Annotated in this window: 17 protein-coding genes; 6 read left to right on the forward strand and 11 right to left on the reverse strand. The window is 59.5% G+C overall.

Features of this window, described 5'->3' with window-relative positions:
* Positions 1-181: 181 nt before the first annotated feature.
* Both BMY49_RS06730 and mtnK read left to right on the forward strand, forming a co-directional pair.
* A complete protein-coding gene (locus BMY49_RS06730) occupies positions 182-1,780 on the forward strand; it encodes a solute:sodium symporter family transporter (RefSeq protein WP_044630034.1) in 1,599 nt (532 codons plus the stop codon).
* A 248-nt stretch (positions 1,781-2,028) separates the two neighbouring features.
* On the forward strand, positions 2,029-3,291 hold the full coding sequence (gene mtnK, locus BMY49_RS06735; RefSeq protein ID WP_089675240.1) for an S-methyl-5-thioribose kinase: 1,263 nt from the start codon (positions 2,029-2,031) through the stop codon (positions 3,289-3,291).
* A 178-nt stretch (positions 3,292-3,469) separates the two neighbouring features.
* Here the strand turns inward: mtnK and BMY49_RS06740 are convergent, their stop codons facing one another.
* From BMY49_RS06740 to mtnB, 3 genes are read right to left on the reverse strand one after another with little or no spacing between them, the layout of a single operon-like run.
* Complete coding sequence (locus BMY49_RS06740) at positions 3,470-4,018, reverse strand: 1,2-dihydroxy-3-keto-5-methylthiopentene dioxygenase (protein WP_089675241.1); 549 nt, start codon at positions 4,016-4,018, stop codon at positions 3,470-3,472.
* 37 nt (positions 4,019-4,055) lie between these two features.
* Positions 4,056-4,742 (reverse strand): acireductone synthase, encoded by a 687-nt coding sequence (gene mtnC, locus BMY49_RS06745; RefSeq protein WP_089675242.1) that lies wholly within the window; start codon positions 4,740-4,742, stop codon positions 4,056-4,058.
* On the reverse strand, positions 4,739-5,329 hold the full coding sequence (gene mtnB / locus BMY49_RS06750) for a methylthioribulose 1-phosphate dehydratase (RefSeq protein WP_089675243.1): 591 nt from the start codon (positions 5,327-5,329) through the stop codon (positions 4,739-4,741). The genes mtnC and mtnB overlap by 4 nt, the downstream gene beginning before the upstream one ends.
* A 104-nt stretch (positions 5,330-5,433) precedes the next feature.
* Between mtnB and mtnA the strand changes: the two genes are divergently transcribed.
* Positions 5,434-6,453 carry an S-methyl-5-thioribose-1-phosphate isomerase gene (mtnA, locus tag BMY49_RS06755; RefSeq protein ID WP_089675244.1) on the forward strand — a complete coding sequence of 340 codons (1,020 nt, stop codon included), beginning with the start codon at positions 5,434-5,436 and terminating at the stop codon, positions 6,451-6,453.
* 13 nt (positions 6,454-6,466) lie between these two features.
* Here mtnA and BMY49_RS06760 read toward each other — a convergent pair whose 3' ends face one another.
* The 8 genes from BMY49_RS06760 to BMY49_RS06795 form a co-directional block, all read right to left on the reverse strand.
* A complete protein-coding gene (locus BMY49_RS06760; protein ID WP_058578166.1) occupies positions 6,467-7,147 on the reverse strand; it encodes an RES family NAD+ phosphorylase in 681 nt (226 codons plus the stop codon).
* Positions 7,144-7,545: an MbcA/ParS/Xre antitoxin family protein gene (locus BMY49_RS06765; protein WP_054641243.1), complete on the reverse strand. Its 402-nt coding sequence runs from the start codon at positions 7,543-7,545 to the stop codon at positions 7,144-7,146. Before BMY49_RS06765 ends, BMY49_RS06760 begins: the two co-directional genes overlap by 4 nt.
* A gap of 74 nt (positions 7,546-7,619) precedes the next feature.
* On the reverse strand, positions 7,620-9,740 hold the full coding sequence (gene recQ, locus BMY49_RS06770; protein ID WP_058578167.1) for a DNA helicase RecQ: 2,121 nt from the start codon (positions 9,738-9,740) through the stop codon (positions 7,620-7,622).
* Between the two features lie 62 nt (positions 9,741-9,802).
* A complete protein-coding gene (locus BMY49_RS06775; protein ID WP_089675245.1) occupies positions 9,803-10,645 on the reverse strand; it encodes a carbohydrate ABC transporter permease in 843 nt (280 codons plus the stop codon).
* The gene (locus BMY49_RS06780) at positions 10,642-11,526 is read right to left on the reverse strand and encodes a carbohydrate ABC transporter permease (protein WP_089675246.1); all 885 of its coding nucleotides are present in this window, start codon (positions 11,524-11,526) and stop codon (positions 10,642-10,644) included. The genes BMY49_RS06775 and BMY49_RS06780 overlap by 4 nt, the downstream gene beginning before the upstream one ends.
* Before the next feature lie 68 nt (positions 11,527-11,594).
* Positions 11,595-12,875, reverse strand: coding sequence for an ABC transporter substrate-binding protein (locus BMY49_RS06785; RefSeq protein WP_058578170.1), 1,281 nt, complete (start codon positions 12,873-12,875; stop codon positions 11,595-11,597).
* 44 nt (positions 12,876-12,919) lie between these two features.
* The gene (locus tag BMY49_RS06790) at positions 12,920-14,050 is read right to left on the reverse strand and encodes an ABC transporter ATP-binding protein (RefSeq protein WP_058578171.1); all 1,131 of its coding nucleotides are present in this window, start codon (positions 14,048-14,050) and stop codon (positions 12,920-12,922) included.
* 101 nt (positions 14,051-14,151) lie between these two features.
* A complete protein-coding gene (locus tag BMY49_RS06795) occupies positions 14,152-15,570 on the reverse strand; it encodes a sigma-54 interaction domain-containing protein (RefSeq protein ID WP_058578172.1) in 1,419 nt (472 codons plus the stop codon).
* A 253-nt stretch (positions 15,571-15,823) separates the two neighbouring features.
* Between BMY49_RS06795 and speB the strand changes: the two genes are divergently transcribed.
* The 3 genes from speB to BMY49_RS06810 all read left to right on the forward strand — a co-directional run bounded on the left by speB (position 15,824) and on the right by BMY49_RS06810 (position 19,931).
* On the forward strand, positions 15,824-16,774 hold the full coding sequence (gene speB / locus BMY49_RS06800) for an agmatinase (RefSeq protein WP_074211450.1): 951 nt from the start codon (positions 15,824-15,826) through the stop codon (positions 16,772-16,774).
* 135 nt (positions 16,775-16,909) lie between these two features.
* Positions 16,910-18,292 (forward strand): YjiH family protein, encoded by a 1,383-nt coding sequence (locus BMY49_RS06805; RefSeq protein ID WP_074211451.1) that lies wholly within the window; start codon positions 16,910-16,912, stop codon positions 18,290-18,292.
* A gap of 10 nt (positions 18,293-18,302) precedes the next feature.
* Positions 18,303-19,931, forward strand: a complete 1,629-nt coding sequence (locus tag BMY49_RS06810; RefSeq protein WP_208596178.1) for a 5-guanidino-2-oxopentanoate decarboxylase — start codon at positions 18,303-18,305, stop codon at positions 19,929-19,931.
* The last annotated feature ends 1 nt before the right edge of the window (position 19,932 follow it).

The following is a 19,932-nucleotide window of genomic DNA, read 5'->3' on the forward strand; positions in this document are numbered from 1 at the left end:
AAAACCTATTTTTTGACTTTTGTTGCGACTAAAGGCTAATAGATGAAACGTGTCACCTGCTTAGAATCCCGCGATGGTTGGTATTTTTACCTAAACTCACCGTGTCGTATCGCTTGATACCGCTCTTCGTGCCCGTGTTGGGCACCGCTTTAGACGCGACCGCTTCGAAGGACTTCCCCTCATGCATGCCCTAACCCTGGCATCGTTTCTGTTTTTTACGGGCCTGGTGGCCTTTGTCACATGGCGCATCACGCGGCGTGATGACCACCGCAGCACCAGCGGCTATTTCCTGGCAGGCCGCACGCTGACCTTTCCGCTGATCGCAGCGTCCATGCTGATGACCAACCTCTCCACCGAGCAGATGGTGGGGCTGAACGGGTCCGCGTTTACCGATGGTTTGAGCGTCATGGCGTGGGAAGTGATCGCCGTGATTGCCCTGGTGGCGCTGGCGCTGTTCTTCCTGCCGCGCTTTTTGAAAAGCGGCATTGCCACGCTGCCACAGCTGCTGGCGATTCGCTTTGATACAGGCACTCAACTGATCGCTAACGTTATTTTCCTGATTGCGTACGCGGTGGTACTGCTGCCGATCATTCTCTACTCTGGCGCCATCGGCCTTCAGGGGATGCTGGATTTACAGGGCTTGACCGGCATTGGCTCCAGCACGGTGCTGCTCTGGGCGACGGTATGGGCGGTGGGTCTGATTGGCGCGGTCTACGCGCTGTTTGGCGGCCTGCGTACCGTTGCCGTTTCTGACACTTTAAACGGGGTTGGTCTGCTGATTGGCGGCTTCGTGATCGTTTACTTTGGCCTACAGGCGGTGAGCGGCGGCAGCGGCGTGATGGAAGGCTGGAGCATCTTGAAAGAGAGCGACCCCAGCAAGTTCAACTCCATGGGCGGGCCAGATCAGCAGGTACCGTTCTCGACTATCTTTACCGGCGTGCTGCTGCTTCACCTCTTCTACTGGACCACCAACCAGCAAATCATCCAGCGCACCTTTGCCGCCAAGAACCTGGCCGAAGGCCAGAAGGGCGTACTGCTCACAGGGTTTCTAAAGCTGCTAGGGCCGCTGTACCTGGTACTGCCCGGCATCATCGCCTACCACCTGTATGCCGACCAGGGTATTCGCGCTGACGAAGCGTATGGCCACCTGGTATTCAACGTGCTGCCGCCTTACCTGACCGGCTTCTTTGCCGCCGTCATGGTCGGGGCCATTCTCTCCTCGTTTAACTCTGCGCTGAACAGCACCACGACGATCTTCAGTCTGGGCATCTACAAAGGCGTGCTGAAAAAGGACGCCACGGAAGAGCAGGTGGTGAAGTCTGGTAAGGTGTTTGGCTGGACCATGGCGATTACCACCATGATTATTGCGCCGCTGCTGGCGGGTCAGGACAGCCTGTTCGGCTACCTGCAGAAGATGAACGCGATCTACTTCATCCCAATTCTTGCCGTGGTGCTGGTGGGTCTGCTGACAAAACGCGTACCGCCCATGGCCGCGAAAGTAGCGCTGGTCGGCGGCTGTTTGCTGATTGCGGCGGGCTACTTCGTGCCGCCGTTCAACAAGCTGCCCATAGTGATGCACGAGTTCCACTTCGTCGCTGCGGTGTTCGTGCTGCTAGTGGCGGTCATGCTGGTGATCGGTAAGCTGCGCCCCCGCGCAACGGACTGGGTGCAGGAAGATTCCGGCGATGTCGATCTCACCCCGTGGAAAGGCGCGGTGCCTACCGGTATCGTGCTGGTGGTGTTGGTGGTGATTATGTACGCCTCCTTTGCGGGCGGCTGATCACGCCAGTGTTGTAAATGGAATAGCCCCAACGCCCCGCATTGCGGGCGTTGGCGTTGTTGGCGATAGGCTTGGCGGCATGACAGGTGGCGTCGAAGCGTTAGAGGAGGTGTGTAGAAGCGTACTGAGCGAAATGCATTTTAAAAAGTGATGCAGCCAGTGGTGTAGCGCCCCCATCATGCTGCACTGAATTGACAACGTTGCCGGGGTATGACAAACACACATCCATTTTGTGTGAGGAATCATCGGTGGCAAACGAGCAGACTTATCAAGCGTTAGCAGTGGATACCCTTGGCCAACGGCTAGGCGGTGTGGAGGCAGTCGCCAGCCGCGTGGGTGGCAACCCCGCCGAGTGGCACATCCGTGAAGTAGGCGACGGCAACCTCAATCTGGTGTTTATCGTGACAGGCAGCACCGGCAGCGTGGTGGTCAAGCAGGCACTGCCCTATGTGCGCATGGTGGGCGAGAGCTGGCCGCTGCCGCTCTATCGCGCCCATTTCGAATATTACGCCTTAGTGCGTCAAGCCAAGCGCGCGCCCGGCGTGGCCCCCGAGGTGTACCATTTCGACAAGCCCCAGGCGCTGATCGTGATGGAGTATCTGTATCCGCACGTGATTTTGCGGCGCAAGCTGATCAGCGGCGAACGGGTAGAGAAGCTGGGCGCTACGTTGGGTGAATTCTGTGCGCGCACGGCGTTTCGCGGCTCGGAGCTTTCCATGGCGAGCCCGGACAAGAAAGCCGATGTGGGGCTGTTCTCGGGCAACGTCGCGATTCCCGCGATCACCGAGTCGCTGGTGTTCACCGACCCCTACTACGGCGCGGAGATGAACCGCCACACCCCCGAGCTCTCGCCCGTGGTGGATGAGCTGCGCCGCAACGCCCGCCTGAAGGCCAAGGTACAGCGGCTGCTGATGAAGTTCACCGCCAACACCGAGACCATGCTGCATGGCGATTTGCACTCCGGTTCCATCATGGCCACCGACACCAGCGTGCGGGTCATCGACCCTGAATTTTCTCAATACGGCCCCATGGCGTTCGACTTGGGCATGGCGGTAGCCAACTTCTTCATGGCCTACTTTAGCCAGCCCGCCCACCGTAAAGAAGGTGACCTGGAGGAGTATCAAGCGTGGATTTTAGAAGTGATCACCGATTGCTTTACCCGCTTCGATGAGGAGTTTCGCCACCTCTGGCAAACCGAACGCACCGGCATTCTGTTCCCCAGAGCGTTGTTCGAAGAGCAGGGCAACAGCGCCGACGACGCCTGCGACGCGCTGCTGGATGAGATCCGTGAAGATGCGCTGGCCTACTGCGGCATCGAAATGCACCGCCGCGTGCTGTCGCTGGCCCACAATGCCGACTTCGAAGAGATCGAAGACACTGCCCTGCGCGCCAAGCTGGAAGCACGCAACGTGCTGATGGGCCAAGTGCTAATCATGGAGCCGCAAGCTTACTGTGATCTCAATGCGCTAGTGGCTTTAGCCAAGGCATACAATCAGAAATCAGTGCTGTAAGCACTTTAGGTGGCACCTTCGGCACCGCTTTGCGGTGCTTCGCGGGTGCGCTCCGCTTACGCCGCGCTACGGGTGCCCCTCCTGGAGTTCGGCGAAGCCATGTAGCGCGGCGTAACGAATCTTGCTCGGCACGAGCAAATGAGGCACCCGCGAGGGCGGCGATAGCCGCCTTCACACGTTAAAGCTGATCCAAACGATCAAACTTCCCGGCGATGTCGCTTTCGGTCCAGTGGGGCACCCAACCTTCCACGTTGTCGAAGAAGCGCAGCGCGGTGAATTCCGGCTCGGGGCCCATATCGAACCAGTGCGGGGTGTTGGCAGGCACGCTGATCAGGTCGTTACGGGTGCAGAGCACCTGATACACCTTGTCGTCGATGTGCAGGCAGAACAGCCCCTGGCCCTTCACGAAAAAGCGCACTTCGTCTTCATGGTGGCGGTGCTCGTTTAAGAACTTCTGACGCATCGCTTCTTTGTCCGGGTGGGTGGGCACCATGTGCAGCACATCGACGGTTTGGTAGCCGCCTTTGGCTTTGACCCGGTCGATGTCCTCCTGATAAAGCGCCAGAATCTCCTCCTGAGTGGCATCGTCGGCAATCTCGCCCGGCGCTGCCCAGCGCTCAAATAGCACGCCTACCCGGTTCAGCTCAGCGGTAATTTGTTCGCCGTCCGTGGTGTCCAGCAGCGCATCATTAGGATGTTGATCGGCAAAGACTTTCAGTTGGGACATAAAGACGCTCCTAAGAGATAAGGGGTGAACGTAGCCGTTAAAGGGCAATGTCAGCAAAGCTTTCGACACAGGCGTGTGCAGTGCCTGCCTGAGTACCTTCGCGCACGAGCTGTAAGGTTTGCATACCCGCCTGCTTGGCCGCATCCAGCTCTTCGACCACATCCGACAGGAACAGTATCGACTCTGCAGGTAGATCGAGCGCCTCGACAATGCGCTGATAGGCCACGGCCTCGCGCTTATGGCCAATATGCGTGTCGAAGTAGCCGCTGAACAGCGGGGTCAAATCGCCCTCATCGCTATAGCCAAACAGCAATTTCTGCGCCTGCACCGAGCCAGACGAGTACACGTACAGCGCCTTGCCTTCCGCCTGCCACTGGCGCAGCGCTGGCGCCACATCCGCGTATAAATGACCGGTGAAGTCGCCGCGCTGGTAGCCGTCGGCCCATACCATGCCCTGCAGGGCTTTCAGCGGCGTCACTTTCTGGTCGGTGTCGATCCAGTGCAGCAGCGTGGCGATTACCGCTTCCAGCGAGGCGTCGGCGTCCTGCATGACATCACGCACGGCTTGGATCTGCTCGGCCATCGCCGGTGCCTCTGCGTTCTCGCGCAGAAAGTCAGGCAGCTTGGCGTAGGCGTAGGGAAACAGCACTTTGTGAACGAAGTTGATATCGGTGGTGGTGCCTTCGATATCGGTCACGATAGCGCGAACGGTTGGGTTGCTCATTGGGACCATCGGCTCTCTTCCAGTACACAGGCAAGTAAAAATTCAATCGCTTCCAGATGGCGGCGGCAGCTGGCAATGCTGTCGCCCACGGCGTAAATGCCGTGTCCTGCCACTAAAAAGCCCCAGGGCATCGGCCAGCCCTGGCGAACGTGCTCGGCCAGCTCCTCCATGTCCTGGGAGTTGGGCACCACCGGCAGGCGAATCGTTGCATCATGCGTCACGTTACCCGCCAACGCCTTTTGCATCTCGAAACCGCTCAGTTCGATGCCGTCGGGAAAGCGTCGCGACAGCACGGTGCTGGCCACGGTGTGGGTGTGCAGTACGCAGTGAATGCTTGGGTCTAGCCGGTACAGCGCGGCGTGTAGGTCACTTTCGGCGCTGGGTTTGCCGTTGCCTTCCAGCACACGGCCTTCCAGGTCACACAGCAGCAGATCATCCGCCTGGATACGGGTTTTATCCCGCCCGGAGGCGGTGACTAAATAGCCCGCCTCGGTACGCGCAGAAAAGTTGCCGCCGGTGGCGGGGGTCCAGCCTTGCTGCGCCGCCCAGGAGATGGCGTCCAGCAGTTCGGTGTGTAAGGTGTTCATCGGGTCAGCATCGCCTCGTCTAGTGGCAGCCATTCTATATGATAAGCTTCGCGCCTGATAAGCCGTGCCGCTGTTCTGCTTGCCCCATTATCAAGGAGCCCCTCATGGTCAATTTACAGTCACGCAGTTTACGGGTGTATGCCGACTCGCTTGAGTATCTGGACCAAACCCGGCTACCCCAGGCTGAAGAGTGGGTGCGCTGCGACTCTCCCGAGGCATGGCAGCACGCGGTTAAACACCTCGCCATTCGTGGCGCGCCATTGATTGGTTTGAGCGCCGCCTTTGTCCTGGCCCAGTACGCCGCTCGCCATCCCGAACCCGAGTGGCAAGCCGTCAGCGACCGTTTACGGGCAACGCGACCCACGGCGGTGAACCTGATGTACTGCCTGGACGCCATGGAAGCCTGCTTTGCCCAGGGCGCGGACGCTCTGGCCGAGCGTGCCCAAGCGCTGTTCGAAGAGGACCGCGCGCTGTGCCAACGCATGGCCGAGCGGGGCGCCGACCTGTTGGCCTCCGGCGACCGCGTGCTGACCCACTGCAACACCGGCGCGCTGGCCACTGCCGGAGTGGGCACCGCGATTGGGGCGTTGGCCATCGCCAAACAACGCGGCATAGATCTGCATGTCTACGTAGATGAGACCCGCCCGCTGCTCCAGGGCGGGCGTTTAACCGCGTGGGAAATGGCCGATTTAGGCATTCCCTACCAGCTAATCACCGACAGCATGGCGGCCAGCTTAATGGCGGCGGGCAAGGTGGATAAAGTGATGGTCGGGGCGGATCGCATCTGCGCCAACGGCGACTTTGCCAACAAAGTGGGCACTTACATGCTGGCGGTGGCGGCGCATTACCATCAGGTACCGTTCTACGTGGTGGCCCCTTACACCACGGTCGACCCCGCCTGCGCCACCGGCGCGGCTATTCCCATCGAGCAGCGCGATGGCGCGGAGGTGCGCGGAGCCGCAGGCGCGTTTGGCGAGGTGGTGTGGGCACCGAGCGATGCCCCGGTGTGGAACCCAGCCTTCGACGTGACGCCCGCCAAGCTAGTCACCGCCTGGATTTTGGATACTGGCGTGTTTGACTCAGCGGCGATTGCACGGGGCGAGCATCTGCAGGGCTGGCGCTAGCGGTCAGGCAGGCTCAGTTTAGAAGCGTTAGCTCATAAACGTGCCGAATGCGCTGACCGTCCCAATCATAACCGAGATGACGGCCTTGCCGCGTGGCGGAGAGTACCGGGGGTCTTAGCACTGCGGCGCACTCGCCATCGGGGTCGCGAACGCTGGGGTAAACGATGCCATCTGCCTGCTGCTCCCAAGCGTTTCTGCCCAGGGCTTGCCCGGCAGACCAGCTGTCTGGGGTGAGTAGGGGCTCTGCGTCGCGGTGGCCCCGCAAGTCAATCAGTTGCCCCATCAAATCGGAGAGATAGACGCGCTGCTGCAGCATCATGGGCGGCTCGTTGGACTCCCCCATGAAGCGCTCTGCGTGGTACAGGGTTTCTGCAATGGCGGTGGCTTCGGTGAGTGCGCAGTAGTAGGCACCAAAGGTGCCATCGCTAAACCGCGAACCGGAGGCAGGGAAATGACAAAACGCCGCCATGACGGGTGTCCATCCAGGCCCATACCGGCGGTCGCCGTCGCGCACCAGATGGATCGCGCCCATTTCTTCACGAAGCCTAGCAGAGGTCTCGCCTTCCAGTTCGTTAAGCAGGTCCCAGTCGTCAGTGTGGCTATTGACGCCTTCGAACAGATCAATCGGAGGGAAGCGCGAAGGGATAACGCGGTAGCTTGGCCGCCATGTGACGTTGCTGAGCGGGAAGTTCATACATGGCCCCCTCCACGTGCGGCATCCAAGTGCTGCCGAACGACATAGAGGTCGGAAACGTGACCACTTAACAGGCGTTCCATGGGCGTGTGACCGGCAAACAGTGGGTTGCTGTTGGCTCGTTTTAGCCAGCTATCGGCGGCCTCCTGATTGGGGAGCAGGATATGCAGCGCCTTGTAGATGCCCAGAATCAACGACATGCGCTCAAGATGGTTGGCATCCAGGCGGGCTTGCTCGGGAGTTTGCTTCCAGCGCCGGTAAGTGGAGTCGGGCACGCCGAGTAATAAGGCGGCTTCGCTCTCTTTCAGCCCCCAGCGGCGGGATATGTTGGGATACGTGCGCATGGCAGCGGCTCCCATGTCACGGCGCTTGGTAGCGGTGTTGTGCTGAATGGCCATATCGCTTTCTCCTCTCTTGAATAGAGAATACACCAAATGAGCGATTTTTAAAAAATACGATTATTTGGTGGGCGTTAACGCTTGGCAGCCATGGATGCCCGCACGCAGTGCAGAACCGGGTAATCAATACGGCCCTCCAGCGCTTCGAACACCACTTTCAGCCCTTGGTCTGGAAACTGCTCAAACGCTGCGTGAATCTGTGCCAGGGTTGCTTGGTCCAGGTTGACCACCTCTTCCAGGCTCAGTTCGCCGCCTTGAATGGCATCGCTCAAATGGCGGTAGACCGTGTTGGCGGCCAGCCCGCGCTGCTCGGCGACTTGTTCGGGGGTTAGCCCCTGGCGCAGCAGCGTGGCGGATTCCATGGCGCTATTGCCGATGTCGGTGGGCGTTTCGGGCTCATTGGGGTGCGCCAGTACCACCGCCAGAAATCCTTCGCCGTAATCGGCCAGTTTGCGCGCGCCGATGCCCGAGATGGTGCCCAGCGCCTGCAGCGTTTGCGGTTTTTGCGCTACCAGCTCGGCCAGGGTAGCGTCGTTGAAGATCACGTAGGCGGGTACGCCCTGGGCATCGGCCAGCGCTTTGCGATGCTGGCGCAGCGCTTCCCACAGTACGCCGTGGCCCTTGGCGGCAGATGCCCCTTTGGCTCCGCGTCGCGCGGGCTTGCTGGGTTTGCGCAGGGTGAGACGTTGCTCGCCGCGCAGTATGGGCCTGGCGTTGGCGGTGAGCTTGATCGCGCCATGGCCCTCCATATCCACGCTCAAATAGCCGCTGGCGATCAGCTGCCGAAAGAGTGCTTTCCACTCGCTGGCGGTGAGCTCTTTGCCAATGCCGAACGTACTCAAACCGTCGTGACCAAAGCGGCTGATACGCTCGTTGCGCTTGCCGAGCAGCACATCCACCAGATAAGTGACGCCAAAGCGCTGCTCGGTGCGGTAGACACACGACAGCGCCTTCTGCGCAGCCACCGTGGCCTCCCAGGTGTCAGGCGGGGTGAGGCAGTTATCGCAGTTTCCGCAGGGTTCGTCTAATGAATCGCCAAAGTAGTGGAGCAGCGCCTGACGGCGACAGCTAATGATCTCGCAGAGCCCTAGCATGGCGTCGAGCTTCTGCTGTTCGATGCGCTTTTGCTGGTCGGCGGCACCGGAATCCTGCTGCATCTGGCGCAGAGTGATCACGTCCTGAAGCCCGTAGGCCATCCATGCATCGGCGGGCAGCCCGTCGCGTCCGGCGCGGCCGGTTTCCTGATAGTAGGCTTCGATGCTTTTGGGCAGGTTGAGGTGTGCCACGAAACGCACGTCGGGTTTGTCGATGCCCATGCCGAAGGCAATGGTGGCGACGATCACCACGCCGTCTTCGCGCAGAAAACGGGTTTGATGCTGCTGGCGCTGCTCGGCGGGCAGCCCGGCGTGGTAGGGCAGCGCGGTCAACCCCTGGCGTGCCAGCCAAGCGGCGGTCTCCTCCACCTTGCGCCGAGAGAGGCAGTAGACGATGCCCGCTTCGCCGTCGTGGTGTTCGCGGATGAAACTCAGCAGCTGCTCTTTGGCATTGCCCTGATTTTCCGCGATATGGTAGCGAATATTGGGGCGGTCGAAACCGTTGTTGTAGAGCGCGGCTTCCTGAAGCTGCAGGTGCTCCATGATGTCGTGCCGGGTAGGCACGTCGGCGGTGGCGGTGAGCGCGATGCGCGGCACGTCGGGAAAACGCTGGTGCAGGTGGGAGAGCTGGCGATACTCGGGGCGGAAATCGTGCCCCCACTGGGAAACGCAGTGAGCTTCATCAATGGCGAACAGCGCAATGTGGGTCTGCTCCAGCAGCATCTGCATGCGCGCCGTGGCTAGCCGTTCGGGCGCGACGTAGAGAAGATCCAGCTCGCCCGCCCGCAGGCGGTTCTCCACCTCCATCGCCTCATGCATCTCAAGGCTGGAGTTCAGGTAGGCGGCGCGCACCCCGTTCTGGATCAGCGCGGCCACCTGGTCCTGCATCAGCGCGATCAGCGGCGAGACCACAATCGCGGTGCCTTCACGTAGCAGCGCAGGGATCTGATAGCACAGCGATTTACCGCCGCCGGTGGGCATCAGCACCAGCGCATCGCCTCCGGCCATCACATGCTCAATGATGGCCTGCTGCGGGCCACGAAAGCGCTCAAAGCCAAAGACTTCCCGCAGTACTTTGAGGGCTGCCGAGTCGTCGTGCATCGCTGCTCTCCTTGTCGTGTGCGTGAAGGAGAATTGTCGCACGAAAACCCGAGTGAGTTGGGCTAGCGAATCCCCGCGCGTAAAAACGACTGCACGAACTGGCGCTGGAACAGCAGAAAAGCCACCAGCAGCGGCGCAATACTCAGCAGCGTGGCAGCGCTGACGGTGGCCCAATTGACGCCGGTTTCTGGCGCGGAGAACACGCCCAATCCTACCGTCAGCGGGCGGCTCTCCACGGAGTTGGTCACCACCAGTGGCCACAGGAAGTTGTTCCAGTGGTGGCTGATCGACACCAGCCCGTAGGCCAGATAGGTGGGCTTGGCCAGCGGCACGTAGACCTTCCACAGGATTTCCAGCCAGCCACAGCCCTCGATACGGGCGGCGTCCTCCAGCTCTCGGGGGATGGTCTTGAAGGTCTGACGCAGCAGGAAAATGCCGAAGGCGCTGGCCACGTAGGGCAGGCCAATGCCGGTGATGGTATTGATCAGCCCCAGCTCGCTGGCGATACGGTAGTTTTCGACGATCAGCACTTCGGGAAACACGAACAGCTGAATCAGTACCAGCATGAACAGCAGGTTCTTGCCGGGGATCGGAAAGCGGGCAAAGGCAAAGGCGGCCAGCGTGCAGACCACGAACTGGGCCAGTACCACGCCGGTCACCAGCGCGAAGGTGTTCAGGTAGTCACGCGCAAAGGGGGCCTGGGCCCAGGCGTTCGTGAAGTTGTCCAGCGTCAAAGGCGCCAGCAGGTCGAAACGTACCATGTAGGCGGGCGGGTGAATCGCGGCCCACACCGCGTAAAGCAGCGGAAAGATCCAGATCACGGCCAGCAGCCAGGCCGCCAGGGTTTCCAGGCGGGGAAGCGCCAGGGTGCGCCGTGGCGACACCGGAAAAGAGGAGGTACTCATTGGTAGTGCGTCCTGCGGTCCAGAATCGTGAACTTCAGCGTGGCCACCACCGCCAACACCAGCAGAATGACCACGGTGATGGTGGCCGCCATGGTGCGGTCGAAGAACGAAAAGGCGTTCTCGTAGACGTAATAAAGCAGCAGGTTGGTGGCGTTATTGGGCCCGCCCTTGGTCAGAATGAACAGGTGGTCGACCACCCGCACCGCATTGATCAGCGCGTTGATCAGTACGAACAGCGTGGTGGGCATCAGCAGGGGAAACGTCACTCGCCAAAAGAAGCTCCGGCGGCTCGTGCCTTCCAGGTCAGCGGCTTCCTTGAGCTCCGGGGGGATGGCCTGTAGCGCGGCCAGGTAGAAGATCATGAAAAAGCCCGCTTCTTTCCACACCGACATGACGATGACCGACCCCAGTGCCACGCCGGGGTCGCCCAGCCAGTTCACCCCGGCAAACCCCAGGGCGCCGAGCAGCTTGTTGAATAGCCCTATCTGCGGGGCGTAGAAAAACATCCAGATATTGGCGGCGGCGATCATGGGCAGAATGGTGGGCGTGAAATAGGCCATGCGTACCAGCCCGCGCCCGGGCAGGCGGGCATTGACCAGCAGCGCCATGCCCAGTGCCAGCGCCATGGAAGTGGGAACCGTGCCCAGCGCGTACAGCAGGTTGTTGCGGGCGACTTTCCAGAACGTCGGGTCGTCCATCAGCACGCGATAGTTGTCGAGCCCGACGAAGGCGGCGGGCTCGCCGCGAAAGCCGGGCAAAAAAAGGCTGTTGATCACGGTGGTGACCGTGGGCAAGTAGGCAAAAGCTGTAAGCAGCAGCGCCGCGGGCAGAAGCAGCAGGGCGCCGTAAAGCTGCATCGTTCGATGGGCGTTCAGGTTCATGGGGCCGCCGTGATGAGAAAAAGCCGGGGCGAACCCCGGCGAGCATGGAAACGTAACCCTAGTGACACTTACTGTGCATAGCGGCGTAGCGCGGCATCGGCCTCACGCTGGGCCTGGCTCAGCGCTTCGGCAGGGCTCATTTGGCCCGTCAGCGCGGCCTGCACGGCGTTATCTAAGGCACGGCGCACGCGGCCACCCTGGTAGGTAGAGAGCTCAGCAGTGCCATGTTCGAGCTGGTCCCGGGCCACGGCGGCGGGAGCAAACTCTGCCACGTAGCGCTGCAATGCATCGGTGTCATAAGCGGCGGGGCTAACGCCCATATAGCCGGTTTCAATCGACCACGCGGCGGCACGCTCGGGGGCGGTCATCCAGCGGATGAAGGTCATCGCCGCGCGCTGCTCTTCTTCACTGGCATCTTCAAAGATATAAAAATTGCCGCCACCGGTGGGGCTGCCGCGCTGGGTCTTCATGGGCAGCATGGCGACGCCAAAATCAAAATTGGCCTCGTTGCGCACGGCGGTCAGGTTGCCCGTGGTGTGCCACATCATCGCGGTGGACTGCTCGATAAAGTTTTGGCGCAGCGTACCCCACTCGATGGTGCCATCGGGCATGGCATTGTGCTCGGTGGCCAGCGACACCCAGTACTCCAACGCTTCAACAGCGGCCGGGTCGTCAAAATAAACTTCCGTACCATCGTCGCTCATCAAGCGATGGCCGTTCTGAAAAGCGAAGGCCTGAAACATCCAGTAAGGGTAGCCGGTGGAAGGCACCATCACGCCCCACTGTTCACCGTTGGAGGCTTCCCGCACGGTGGCGGCCATTTCAGCCATCTCTTCCCAGTTCTCAGGGGGCGTTTCGGGGTCTAGGCCAGCGGCTTCAAAGGCGTCTTTGTTCCAGAACAGCACGATAGTGGAGCGCTGGAAGGGGATGCCGTAGGTTTTGCCATCCAGCTGACCGTTCTCCATCAGACCGGGGTAGAAGCTCTCCAGCCACGCTTGCTCTTCCTCGGTTTCGATGAGGTCGTCAAAGGCCACAATGGCGTTCTGCTCAATCAGTTCGTACAGGTCGATGGAGAACAGCACCGATAGCTGAGGCGTATCACCCGCTTCCATGGCGGACATGGCGCGTACTCGGGTGTCGTCGTAGTTGCCCGCGTAGATGGCTTCTACGTTGATGTCCGGGTGTTCGCTTTCAAACTCTTCCACCAAGTTGTCAACGACCTCGGTCAGTGCGCCACCTACTGAAACAGGGTAGTACATCGTCAAGTCGACACTGTTAGCGCTGGCGTGGCCGGCACCTAACAGTGCTGCGGCGATGGCTGTCATTGCAAAAGAGAACTGAGAACTCATGAGAGACTCCACAAGTGTTTGTGATGTTGTCAGGATGAGAGCGGTCAGTGTTGGAAAGAGCCCACTGCGGGCGGGCGCGGTACGCTTCGATGCGAAGCGGGTAAGGCAAGAGGCGCTAACGCTTGCTGACGCAGACCCTGTTGATCAAACAAATGGGCGCTATCTGGCGTCCAGTAGAGTTTGCAGGGCTTACCAGAGAGCGCTTGCTTACCGCTTAGACGAACGCGCACGGTGTGATTGCCAACGGCGACATGGGCAATAGTGTCGGCACCTAAGTACTCATCGCTGAGTACCTGGGCCGGAATGCCTGCCTCGGATGCTGGGCGCAGTTCGATATCTTCAGGGCGCACGCCCAACTGACCCCCGGCGGCCTCCATGGGGGCCACTGGAGTCGTGGGTTCGCCCTCAATAACGGCCCCCTGTTCACCTAGCACAAGAGGCAAAAGGTTCATGGCTGGGCTGCCAATAAAGCTGGCGGCAAAAGCGCTGGCGGGCTGGTTATAAAGCTCGTCGGGTGTGCCGTCCTGCACGATATGTCCCTGTTGCATCAAGATCACACGGTCTCCCATGCTCATGGCCTCTACTTGGTCGTGAGTGACGTAAACCACCGTCATGTTGAGTCGTGATTGCAGGGCTTTAATTTCCCTGCGCATATCGCTGCGAAGCCGCGCATCCAGATTGGACAGCGGTTCATCCATCAAACAGATGGGATGCTCGGAGATAATCGCTCGCGCCAGCGCGACCCGCTGGCGCTGGCCACCGGAAAGTTGGGCCGGTTTGCGGTTCAGGTAATCGGTGAGATCGACCAGTTCGGCGACCTTGGCGAGCCGTTCACGTTGTTCTGCCTTGGCTACCTTGCGGCTGCGCAGACCAAACACGATATTGTCGGCCACGCTTAAATGTGGAAACAGCGCATAGGACTGAAACACCATGCTCAGTCCTCGGTCGCCGGGTGGCAGGCGTGTCACATCACGCTCACCCATATGAATTTCCCCGCCGCTGGCTTCTTCCAAACCAGCGATCATGCGAAGCGTGGTGGATTTTCCACAGCCCGACGGCCCCAGTAAAATGACGAACTGCCCTGGCTGTATATCGAAGGAAAGGTCTTTCACTGCGGTGGTCGCACCCCAGTGCTTAGAAACGCTTTGAAGGCGTATTTGCGGTTGTTGTGGCATAGCACCTCCAAGATTGGCCGTGGGCTTAATAGGTCAAGCATGTGATGGAGGTGTTGCGGTTGAATGACGCTTATGTGGCAGGAGGGTGACGTGTGGGAGCGTTAACGGATGATTTTAATGCCATAACGCTGTAACCGCCGCACCACGCTGGACTGGCTGATACCCAACCGTTTGGCGATGGCATAGGTGCTGGGCAGTGTGTGACACAACGTTTGTAGCGCGTCCCGCTCTAACCGCTCTAGGTATTCTTTCAAGCTTTCGCCTGAGGCGAGCGGTGCCGCTAAAGGTGAGGCAGATACATTCGCCAAGCTGTGGGTATGCTGTTCGGTATAGGCTTGCGTTGCAGGCACTTCAATTTGATCGGTGGGGCTTGAAAGCCAGGCTCTTTCCAGCCAGTTTTCCAGCTCCCTGACATTACCCGGCCAGTCGCTGCCCATGAGCGTCGACCATACTTGATTGCCGAGAATTTTCTGCCGCCCATAGCGCTGGTTCAGCCGTTGTAAGCACGCTTCCACTAAGTCGGGAATATCCTCACGTCGTTCGCGCAAAGGTGGCAGGGTGACGGGAATGACGTTGAGGCGGTAATAAAGATCCAGGCGGAAAAGCCCCGCTTCCACCTGTTTGCCCAAGTCCTGATTGGTCGCGACCACCAAACGGAAATCGACCCGACGAGAGCGCGTATCCCCAAGGCGGGTTAGGCTGCCATCCTGAATGACCTTGAGCAGCTTGGTTTGCATTAACAGCGGCAGCTCGCCGATTTCATCCAGAAACAGCGTGCCGCCTTCGGCCTGTTCTAACAGCCCCGCTTTGCCTTGCCGGGCTGCACCGCTGAAGGCGCCGGGCTGATAGCCAAACATTTCGGACTCAAATAGATTTTCCGGGATTGCCGCGCAGTTCACCTCAATAAAGGGGCCGTCGCAGCGCTGGCTCCAGCGGTGAAGCTGTTTGGCAAACGCGGTCTTGCCGACGCCAGATTCGCCGAGCATCAGGACGTTGGCATCCGACGGCGCAACACGCTTGAGCAGCAGGGCAATTTCGCGCATCACATGGCTTCTAACCTGTAAGTTATCCAGCGCGTCATCCAGCGCTTGCTCTTCGGCATCGGGCGCGGCCTGGCTGCGCTTTAAGTGTTCGCTAAAGCGTTTTTGTAGCAGGGCGTACTCGTCCTGCAGAAGCTGTAAGTCGGTGAGGTCTCTCGAGCGGCTGATAATGCGCTCTAGCGTGCCGTTGACGAACACCGGGTAGGCTTCTGCGATGACGCGGCGGCCCGTGCCGGTGATCTGCATCAACTGGGCAGGTTGGCGGGTGCGCATCACTTCCATGGTAATGGAAGGTTTCAAAACACCGGCCGCCTGCAATTGCTGAACACTGCTTGAAAGAAGCTCTTCTCGCGATACGCCGTACACCGCCTCAGCACCGGGGCTGATATCCAAGATCTGCCCATCGCCACTGACAATGAAGAAGTGGTCGTTGGCGGTTTCTATGATGGTTTGCAGTACACGCCTGTCGATGTCGCTCATACGTCCTCCTTATCTATCGCAGCCGCTTTTATATTGTTGGATGAACGGAGTGATGCAAAGGTGACTCATTGATTCACTATTGCATCATTTTATTGGTTGATTGATTCATTTTTGCATCGATAAGCCGGTAAACCTACCTATTTATCGGCGCGGGTGACTTGGCATGGTCTGTGCAGTACCTGTGTATGAGCTAGATAAATCGCTAAAGCGCTAGGCCCGTCAGGCTGGCCATAATAAATCCAAGGAGAAAATGATGTCGGACTTTAATCAGCCGCTGGGCGGCAACACCATGCCGCGCTTTGCGGGGCCTGCCACCATGATGCGCCTGCCCACGCAAGAGAGTGCTGAAGGGCTGGATGCGGCGTTTATCGGTATACCCATGGATATCGGTACATCGAACCGCCCGGGTACGCGCCTAGGGCCACGCCAGATTCGCGATGAGTCGCGCATGTTGCGCCCTTATAACATGGCAACAGGTGCCGCGCCGTTTGAAAGCCTACAGGTGGCGGATATCGGCGATGTGCCCATCAACACCTTTCACCTGCCGAAAAGCGTCGACATCATCACCGCCTTCTATGACGACGTGCTCAAGCACGACTGCATTCCGCTAACGCTGGGCGGCGAGCACACTCTGACGCTGCCCATTTTGCGTGCCATAGCGAAAAAACACGGCCCGGTGGGGCTAATTCATATCGATGCCCATGCGGATGTGAACGAGCACATGTTTGGCGAACCCATTGCGCACGGCACGCCGTTCCGTCGTGCCCAGGAGGAAGGGTTACTCGCCCATAACAAGGTCGTGCAAATTGGCCTGCGCGGGACCGGTTATGCCCCTGAAGATTTCGACTGGTGCCGCGAGCAGGGCTTCCGTGTGGTGCAGGCTGAGGAGTGCTGGCACCGCTCGCTGGCGCCATTGATGGCGGAAGTGCGTGAGCAGATGGGCGATATCCCGGTGTATATCAGCTTTGATATCGATGGCTTAGACCCCTCCGTTGCCCCTGGCACCGGCACTGTGGAAATGGGCGGCCTGACATCCGCCCAAGGTTTGGAAATTGTGCGGGGCACCGCTGGCTTGAACATCGTCGGTGGTGACCTAGTAGAGGTATCACCACCTTATGACCCCAGCGGTAATACGGCGCTGATGGGTGCCACGCTGCTGTATGAAATGCTCTGCGTACTGCCGGGCGTCAAGCGTAACGCCTAAACCTAGCATGCACGTGTTCGTGAAAAAGCGCTGACCTAACAAGGCGCAGATGACAAAACATAAGAAGGGGAGCCGCGCTTCCCTTCAGGACGCCGCCAGCCCACCTCCAATAATCACATCCAATAGGTGAATCGTATGTCTTATTCACAAGCGAAGTCGGAAGAACCCACTTCGTCTTCATTGATCCCCCGAGCACATCTTCTAAAGTTTTTGCTGCCATCGCTGATGGGCGTACTGCTTTTTCTGGTCCCGTTTCAAGTCGGTGATTCGATCAATATCGGCATGGGGTTAATGGCCGATGGCCTGCAGTCGCTTTTGGGCGCTGCACTGCCCGCGATTGCACTATGTGTGCTGTGTCTATCCGTCATCGTGACGCTCTATGTGAAGCTCGCACAGCCTAGCTGGGCACAGCAAGGCCACTTCAAAGACATGTTCGACGTGGGGGCTATTTGGGTAGCGCTGCGGATACTCGGTGCGATCTTCGTCATCATGACGTTTTTCCAGTTCGGCCCCGAAGTTGTCACAGCGTCTTACACGGGCGGAGTGATGCTTAATGATCTGGCACCCGTGCTACTGACGTTCTTTTTCTTTGCCGCGCTGCTACTGCCTTTTCTGGTCGAGTTCGGCTTTATGGAGTTTATTGGCACCATGGTGCGTAAGCCGTTCCGGGTCATCTTTAACCTGCCGGGGCGCAGCGCGATTGATGCCACTGCGTCATGGATGGGCTCCGGTACGGTAGGCGTTTTGATTACCGCACAGCAGTACGAGCAGGGCTACTATAACGGCCGCGAGGCTTCGGTGATCGCGACCAACTTCTCCGTTGCTTCCATCGCCTTCAGCTTGCTGGTAACAAACTTTGTCGAGATCAACCACCTCTTCGTACAGTTCTATTTCACGGTAGTGGTTTCTGGGTTGATGGCAGCTGTCATCGTCTCGCGGATTCCACCGCTGTCGCGTAAATCCGATGACTATTACGAGCCGGTCGGCTGCCAGTTAAGCGAAGAGCGCACCGAAAACGTGGGCCTGTTCCGCTACAGCCTGCTGCAGGCAACCCGCCGCGCGGCTGGCGCACCAGGGCCAAAAGAGCTGGCCCGGTTGGCGCTGCTTAACGTTATCGATATCTTCCTGACGCTGCTGCCGCTGGTGTTTGCGATTGGCACCGTAGCGCTGATTTTGGCCGAGTTCACGCCGCTGTTTACCTGGCTCTCCTACCCCATGGTGCCAGTGCTGGAACTGCTGCGTATTCCCGAAGCGCAGGCGGCCGCTCCTGCCACACTCGTCGGCTTTGCCGACATGTTCTTGCCTGCCGTGCTGGCCACCAACATTGAAAGCGAGCTGACCCGCTTCGTGATTGCCTGCCTTTCCATGACGCAGTTGGTCTATATGTCGGAGATTGGTGCGCTGCTGCTCAAGTCGAAGATTCCCATCAAGTTCTGGGAGCTGGCCGTGGTATTCCTGCTGCGCACGGCGATTACGCTGCCGATCATCGCCTTTATGGCCCACACGTTTTTCTTCTAAGGGGCCTGGTATGAACGAGTCAACGACAATGACCTGCGCCGACCTGTTGATCCACCTGCTGCGCGATACGTACGGCGTGCGCGCGCTGTTCGGCATTCCCGGTGTGCACACGGTGGAGCTGTACCGTGGCCTGGAAGGCAGTGAGGTAGCGCATATCACTCCGCGCCATGAGCAGGGGGCGGGGTTTATGGCCGATGGCTATGCCCGTGCCAGCGGTCAGCCGGGGGTGTGTTTAATTATCACCGGGCCGGGGATGACCAATATTGCCACCGCCATGGGCCAAGCCCTGGCGGACTCCATCCCCATGCTGGTGATCTCCAGCGTTAATCGTCGCGATACCTTGGGCTTAGGCCAAGGGCGGTTGCACGAACTGCCCAGCCAGCAGCAGATGATCAGCGGCGTAGCGCGGTTTAGCCACACGTTGCTGGATGCCAGCACGCTACCCGAGGTGTTGGCCCGTGCCTTTGCCGTTTTCAACGGCGCGCGCCCAGGCCCGGTGCATATTGAAATCCCCATTGATCTGTTCAATGCGCCCGTCAGCGTGCCGACTAGCTGGCAAGCGCCCACGCTATACCGCGCGGCTCCCGACCCGGAAGGGCTGGCCGAGGCGGCTCGGCTACTCAAGGCGGCGAAGCTGCCTCTGGTGCTGTTGGGCGGTGGCTGTGTGTCAGCGCCGGAAGCCGCGCGAGCACTGGTAGAGCAGTTGGATGCCCCCACGGTGACAACCATCAACGCCAAGGGGCTGCTGGGTCGTGATCACCCGCTGGACTTAGGAGCTAATGCTGCACTGCCCGCCGTGAGGGCACTAGCCGCTAAGGCGGATGTGATTCTGGCAGTAGGAACCGAGTTGGGCGAAACCGACTATGACGTCGTTTTTGACGACGGCTTTCAACTCAACGGCACGCTGATTCGTATCGATCTTGATCCTGAGCAGCTGGTGCGCAATCAGCGCACCACGCTTGGCTTGGTGGGCGATGCCGGGCGCAGTTTGGAGCTTCTGATTAAGTATTTTTCGGAGACGCAGAAGCGGCAGGGCGGCGAGCGAACCGCTGCTGCTTTGAACACCTTAGATTTGGTAAACGATCCTTCGTTTAGCGATTTCGTTCCGCTCTATGAAACGCTGGCCGACCACTTACCTGACGCCATTCTAGTGGGCGACTCCACCGCCCCGGTGTATGCCGGAAATCATCTGGTCAGTCAGCCTGCGCCGCGGCGCTATTTCAATGCATCCACCGGTTACGGCACCTTGGGTTATGGGCTGCCTGCGGCATTAGGGGCGCAGCTAGCCCGGCCAGATCTACCCGTAGTAGCGCTGGTGGGAGACGGCGGGGTGATGTTTACGCTCTCGGAACTTGCCACCGCCGTGGAAGCCCGCCTGCCCGTGGTCATCGTGCTATGGCACAACGCCGGTTATGAAGAGATCCGCCGCTATATGGATGCCAACGGCGTGGCCCGCTTAGGCGTGGATATTCAAGCGCCAAACTTCCTGACTCTGGCCGAAGGTTTCGGCTGCCCCGGCATGTTGGTAGAGAGCCCCGCTGAGCTTTCCCAGGCACTCGCCAACCGCGTTCCCACCGGGCCGCTACTGATCGAAATTGACGCCGCTGCTTGGCAGCGCGCGTGCTCACTTTCTGACTAGG

Origin of the sequence: Vreelandella aquamarina (genome assembly GCF_900110265.1) — a bacterium.
GTDB lineage: Bacteria > Pseudomonadota > Gammaproteobacteria > Pseudomonadales > Halomonadaceae > Vreelandella > Vreelandella aquamarina.

Coding starts and splice junctions, on each gene's coding strand:
- speB (WP_074211450.1), top strand. CDS start 15,824: ATGTCGGACTTTAATCAGCCGCTGGGCGGCAACACCATGCCGCGCTTT.
- BMY49_RS06775 (WP_089675245.1), bottom strand. CDS start 10,645: ATGAGTACCTCCTCTTTTCCGGTGTCGCCACGGCGCACCCTGGCGCTT.
- BMY49_RS06765 (WP_054641243.1), bottom strand. CDS start 7,545: ATGGCCATTCAGCACAACACCGCTACCAAGCGCCGTGACATGGGAGCC.
- BMY49_RS06780 (WP_089675246.1), bottom strand. CDS start 11,526: ATGAACCTGAACGCCCATCGAACGATGCAGCTTTACGGCGCCCTGCTG.
- BMY49_RS06805 (WP_074211451.1), top strand. CDS start 16,910: ATGTCTTATTCACAAGCGAAGTCGGAAGAACCCACTTCGTCTTCATTG.
- mtnB (WP_089675243.1), bottom strand. CDS start 5,329: ATGAACACCTTACACACCGAACTGCTGGACGCCATCTCCTGGGCGGCG.
- BMY49_RS06785 (WP_058578170.1), bottom strand. CDS start 12,875: ATGAGTTCTCAGTTCTCTTTTGCAATGACAGCCATCGCCGCAGCACTG.
- BMY49_RS06795 (WP_058578172.1), bottom strand. CDS start 15,570: ATGAGCGACATCGACAGGCGTGTACTGCAAACCATCATAGAAACCGCC.
- BMY49_RS06810 (WP_208596178.1), top strand. CDS start 18,303: ATGAACGAGTCAACGACAATGACCTGCGCCGACCTGTTGATCCACCTG.
- BMY49_RS06740 (WP_089675241.1), bottom strand. CDS start 4,018: ATGTCCCAACTGAAAGTCTTTGCCGATCAACATCCTAATGATGCGCTG.
- mtnC (WP_089675242.1), bottom strand. CDS start 4,742: ATGAGCAACCCAACCGTTCGCGCTATCGTGACCGATATCGAAGGCACC.
- recQ (WP_058578167.1), bottom strand. CDS start 9,740: ATGCACGACGACTCGGCAGCCCTCAAAGTACTGCGGGAAGTCTTTGGC.
- mtnA (WP_089675244.1), top strand. CDS start 5,434: ATGGTCAATTTACAGTCACGCAGTTTACGGGTGTATGCCGACTCGCTT.
- BMY49_RS06730 (WP_044630034.1), top strand. CDS start 182: ATGCATGCCCTAACCCTGGCATCGTTTCTGTTTTTTACGGGCCTGGTG.
- BMY49_RS06760 (WP_058578166.1), bottom strand. CDS start 7,147: ATGAACTTCCCGCTCAGCAACGTCACATGGCGGCCAAGCTACCGCGTT.
- BMY49_RS06790 (WP_058578171.1), bottom strand. CDS start 14,050: ATGCCACAACAACCGCAAATACGCCTTCAAAGCGTTTCTAAGCACTGG.